This window comes from Streptomyces sp. WAC06614, from assembly GCF_003949795.1.
GTDB lineage: Bacteria > Actinomycetota > Actinomycetes > Streptomycetales > Streptomycetaceae > Streptomyces.
This window is the reverse complement of record NZ_RPRY01000425.1, coordinates 1-4,959: the sequence shown is the minus strand read 5'-3', so window position 1 is coordinate 4,959 and position 4,959 is coordinate 1. Positions and strand designations below refer to the sequence as shown.

Below are 4,959 nucleotides of genomic sequence, written 5' to 3'. Positions count from 1 at the left end.
ATGGATGGCCGTCATGCCCGCGCCCGCGGGCGCCGGGAGCCCGGCGGGGGCCCCGCGGGTGGCCGGAACCGGTCCCCCGGAGCGGTGCCCGAACCGGTGCCGTTGTCCGAACGCTTGACGGCCCCCGGCGGCAGGTTCACACTGCCTGCACAGTCGCTCGCGCCCCCGACGGGCGCGACCCCCGACCCCCCATGAGAGCCGCGGCCCGTACCCCAGTCGGCGGGGGTACGGGCCGCCTCCACGCGTCCCCGCGCGGACGTCAGACCTGGGCGGCCTGACGGCGGGCCCGGGCCAGGGACATCGCGTGCTCGACGACCCCGACCAGCACGTCCTTGACCGACTCGCGGTCCCGTGCGTCGCACAGCAGGACCGGGACCTCCGGTTCCAGGTCGAGTGCGTCGCGTACGGTCACCACCGGGTGCCGGTCGGCGCCGTCGAAGCAGTTGACCGCCACCAGGAACGGGATGCCGCGCCGCTCGAAGTAGTCGACGGCCGCGAAGCAGTCCGCGAGCCGGCGGGTGTCGGCGAGGACCACCGCACCGAGCGCGCCCTGGGCCAGTTCGTCCCACAGGAACCAGAACCGGTCCTGGCCGGGGGTGCCGAACAGGTACAGCACCAGGTCGTCGCGCAGGGTGATCCGGCCGAAGTCCATGGCCACGGTGGTGGTGCTCTTGGTCTCCACCCCGCTGAGGTCGTCCACGGAGGCGCTGGGCTCGGAGAGCAGTTCCTCCGTGCGCAGCGGTCTGATCTCGCTGACCGCGCTGACCAGGGTGGTCTTGCCGACCCCGAAGCCGCCGGCGACCAGGATCTTCAGGGTCAGCGGCTCGATCGGCGACACGGCGTGCATGACGCCGCTGCGGCTAGAGCGCCCGAAGGCCATCGATCACCTCACGCAGAATGGATTCGTCGGGGAGTTCGGCCGGGGGAACCGGCCGGGTCACGTGGACCAGTTCGTCGTCCACGAGGTCGCCGATCAGCACCCGGACCACCCCGACCGGAAGGTCCAGGTCAGCGCCGAGTTCGGCGACCGACTGCGGCTGTTGCCGGCACAGCTGGAGGATGTGGGCGTGCTCCGGGGACAGGGTCATGTCCCAGGCCGGGTCGTCCGCCGCCGGTTCGGCGACCACCAGCGCGATCAGGTCGAGCCGGTGCTGGGCCGCGTGGCTCGTCCGCCCGCGCGTCATCGCGTACGGGCGGACGACGGGGCCCGCGTCCTCGTCGAACCAGTGCGGGTGGGCGCCCGGGGCGCCGTCGGGGGCGTGCGGGGTGCCGGTGGCGTCCTGGACCTCGTCGCTCATCCGGTCCGACCTCACCCTCCGGCTGGCAGCCCGGTGCGCGGGGCCGTACCCAGGTGGACGCCCACCCGCTTGACCATCAGGGTCATCTCGTACGCGACCTGGCCGACGTCGGAGTCGGCGTCGGAGAGCACGGCCAGGCAGCTGCCGTCGCCGGCGGCCATGACGAACAGGAACGCCTCGTCCAGCTCGACCACGGTCTGGCGTACCTGCCCGGAGTCGAAGTGCCGGCCGACTCCCTTGGCCAGGCTGTGGAAGCCGGAGGCGACCGCGGCCAGGTGCTCGCTGTCCTCGCGGGTCAGGTCCCGGGAGGAGCCGGTGGGCAGGCCGTCGCCGGAGAGGATCACCGCCTTGCGGATGCTGGCGACCCGGTCGACCAGCTCGTCCAGGAGCCAGCCGAGCTGGCCCCCGCGTCCCTTGGCCTCGTTGCTGCCTGCGGTCTGCGGTGCGGTCATCGACCGTCCCCCTCGTTCTCGTTCTGGTGCTCGGGACCGGTGGTCGCGGCGGTCGTGCCGGTGCCGGCCTCGGGCTGCTGTTCTGCGTTCTGTCTGCGGCCCGCCGTCCAGCCGCGCTGGAGTGACGACATCCGCGCCCGTACCTCGTCCGCGTCGCGGTCGGCGACGGGTGCGGCGGATGCCTCGGCGGCGGGGCGGTGCGGGGTGTTCCTCAGCTGGGGGGCCAGGTTCGCCTGCCGGACCCGGCGGGGCAGGCCGCCGGGGGCGGCGGCCGGCGCGGCGGGCGCCTCCGGCCGCGGGGCCCGGTCCGGGGCGGTGTCCGGCCCGGTCCCGGGCTGCGGGACGACCGACACGGGGCGGGTGCCCACCCGGCGGCCGTGCTCGGCCACCAGGGTCGGCGTCCGGCGGCGGCGCGGCAGCGGTACGGCGCCCGAAGGCGTGCGCGGGGCGTCGGGACCTGGGGCCTCGGTGCCGGCGCCGTCCAGGCGGACCGGACCGGTGGGGGCGCCGGCGGTGCCGGCGGTGTCGCGCTTGTCCCAGGGGTCGGTGCGGTCCCGGCGGTCGCGCTTGTCCCGCCCGCCCCGGTCGGTGCGGTCGACCTCGGCGGGGCGCAGGCCGAGCAGGGCGCTGCGCGGGGTGCCGCCGGGCGGGGTCTCGTCGTCCAGGCTGGCCATGGGCGGGCGGACGCCGGCCAGGGCCGGGACGTCGCCGGGGGCGGCGGGGGCGTCGAGGCCGAGGACGCTGAGCGGGGCCTCCAGCTCCACGGGGCCGTCCAGCAGGGCGGCGGGCAGCGGGTGCCGGCCTGCCGTACCGTTTCCGCGCCCGCCGGGGCGGGCGGCGGCGACGGCCGGGGTGGTCCGCCGGGAGCGGTCGGGGCCGCCGAGCTGGAGGCCGCTGCCGTTGGTCTCGGGAGCGTCGGTGAGCAGGGCCGCGGGCAGCAGGACCACCGCGGTCGTACCGCCGTACGGGCTGGGCTGGAGCGAGACCTTGACGTGGTGGCGCTGGGCGAGGCGGCTGACCACGAACAGGCCGAGCCGGTCGGTGTCGGACAGCGCGAACTCGGGCGAGTCCGAGATCCTCAGGTTCGCGTCGAGCAGTGCTTCGGGGGTCATGCCGAGGCCGCGGTCGTGGATCTCCAGGGTGAAGCCGTTGGCGACCCGCTCGCCGTGCACCTGGACCGCCGTGTGCGGCGGTGAGAACACGGTGGCGTTCTCCAGGAGTTCGGCGACGAGGTGGGTGATGTCGGCGACGGCCGGGCCGGTGATGCCGAGCCGGGGCAGCCGCCGTACCTCGATCCGCTCGTAGTCCTCGACCTCGGCGACGGCGGCGCGGACGACGTCCATGAGCTGGACGGGCTTGCGCCACTGGCGGGAGGGCGCGGCGCCGGAGAGGATCACCAGGCCCTCGGCGTGCCGGCGCATGCGGGTGGTCATGTGGTCGAGGCGGAAGAGGTCGGCGAGCTCCTCGGTGTCCTCGGTGCGCCGTTCCATGGTGTCCAGCAGGGTGAGCTGGCGGTGCAGCAGGACCTGGTTGCGTCGGGCGAGGTTGACGAAGACCTCGGAGACGCCGCGCCGCAGCTCGGCCTGCTTGACGGCGGCCTCGACGGCGGCGCGCTGGAGGGTGTTGAGGGCGTGGCCGACCTGGCCGACCTCGTCCTTCTCGTACTCCAGGCGCGGCGCCTCGGTCTCGACGTCCACCTGCTCGCCGGCGGCCAGGCGCCGCATGACGCTGGGCAGCCGCACGCCGGAGGCCTCGTGCGCCTCCTTGCGCAGCCGCGACAGGTCGCGGATCAGCTCGCTGCCGATCCGGACGGACAGGACCAGGGAGACGATCAGAGCGGCGAATCCGAGGATGCCGGCGACGGCGGCCTTGATCAGGACGTCGAGGGCGACGGGCTCGACCCGCTCCTTGTAGCGGTCGCCGGCGGCGGTGCCCATCACGGCGACGTCGTCCAGGACGTGCAGGGCGACCTCGTCCCACTGCGCGGAGGTCAGCTTGGGGTTCTTGCCCGGCCCGGCCGCGATCAGCTTCTCCTCGGCCTCGCGCAGCGGCTTGGTCTGCGGGCCCGACCAGAACTGCTCGAACAGCACGCGGTCGTCGGCCGGGAGGATGTCGAGGTTGACCTGGTAGAGCACCTGCCGGTTGGCGATGGCGTCGGAGACGCGGCGCAGGTCGACGGCGCTGACGTTACGGGCGGCCAGCGCGGCGGCGACCACGGCGTCCTCGCGCGCGAGGGCCTCGCGGGCGCGGGTGATGCCGACGAGGGCCCGGCCTTCCTTGTCCATCTGGACGTCCTCCAGCGCGTGGAGGTTCTGCAGGAAGTCGTAGCAGGGGTCGACGAGGCGGTTGTAGAGCTCCAGGGCCTGGCTGGGGTCCAGCCGCGTCTGGTCCACGGAGTTGCGCAGGGCGTCGATGCCGTGGAAGGCGTCCAGGATGGAACGCAGCCGGCGCAGGGCGTCGTCGCTGAGCTCGTCGACGACCTCGGGGTCCTTGGCGTTGACGCTGATCTTGCGGACGAGTTCGTCCGTATCGGCGCGCCGCTTGGTGAGTTCGGCGGTGGCGGCGGAGGCGCGCGGGTCGCCGAGCACGACGAGGGTCTGGCGGCGTTCCTTCTGGATGACGCGGACGACGTCCTCGACCGGGTAGCCCACCTTGTCGATGACGTAGGAGACGTCGAGGAGCTTGAGGGCCTGGCGGCCGGTGATGACCGTGGCGAAGCCCCACAGGGCGGTCAGGGAGACGAGCGGCACCAGCAGCAACGCCACGATCTTCCAGCGGATCGACTTCCCGCGAAAGCGCATGGCCTCCCCAGCCTCCCCCAGCCACCCCGCCGTCGGGGGTCGGTGTTCCGTCGGTCGCACGTCAATGAAACGGCGTGAGCCTACTACTGACGCCGAGTGCACTCGAAGGCCTGTCCGGACGTTTTCGGCCGGGGCGCCGGGCGAAGATCACCAGTTGTCCGATAGGTCCCGGCACCTGACGACCGTTATGTGTCACATGACACCTGGTGCGCCGTCAGTTCCCGTAGCGGAATGGATGGCTGGAATTCTTCGTTCCGGCATCAAGGAGGGCCTCGTGGGACAGGAGCGGGGCGTCCGGGCCGTGGGGAATCTCGAACGGCCTTCGAGCGTCCTTCCGTTCGTCAGGGCATGGCCGGACGGGGGGTGGGGAGTGAGCCAGGCATGAAGAGCAGCTTCGACGGGTTCGGC

4 protein-coding genes are annotated in these 4,959 nt (G+C 73.4%); all 4 read right to left on the bottom strand.

Translation table 11 applies throughout. The annotated features are described in order from the left end of the window. Window positions 1–259: 259 nt before the first annotated feature. The 4 genes from EF918_RS32325 to EF918_RS32310 are packed head-to-tail and all read right to left on the bottom strand — an operon-like array spanning window position 260 to window position 4,551. Entirely contained in the window at window positions 260–880 is a 621-nt protein-coding gene (locus tag EF918_RS32325) for an ATP/GTP-binding protein (protein WP_125652471.1), read from the bottom strand. Further along, window positions 861–1,298: a DUF742 domain-containing protein gene (locus tag EF918_RS32320; RefSeq protein WP_125652470.1), complete on the bottom strand. Its 438-nt coding sequence runs from the start codon at window positions 1,296–1,298 to the stop codon at window positions 861–863. Before EF918_RS32320 ends, EF918_RS32325 begins: the two co-directional genes overlap by 20 nt. An 11-nt stretch (window positions 1,299–1,309) precedes the next feature. Then, a complete protein-coding gene (locus EF918_RS32315) occupies window positions 1,310–1,750 on the bottom strand; it encodes a roadblock/LC7 domain-containing protein (protein ID WP_125652469.1) in 441 nt (146 codons plus the stop codon). Continuing rightward, on the bottom strand, window positions 1,747–4,551 hold the full coding sequence (locus EF918_RS32310) for a nitrate- and nitrite sensing domain-containing protein (RefSeq protein ID WP_125652468.1): 2,805 nt from the start codon (window positions 4,549–4,551) through the stop codon (window positions 1,747–1,749). Before EF918_RS32310 ends, EF918_RS32315 begins: the two co-directional genes overlap by 4 nt. Window positions 4,552–4,959 lie beyond the last annotated feature (408 nt).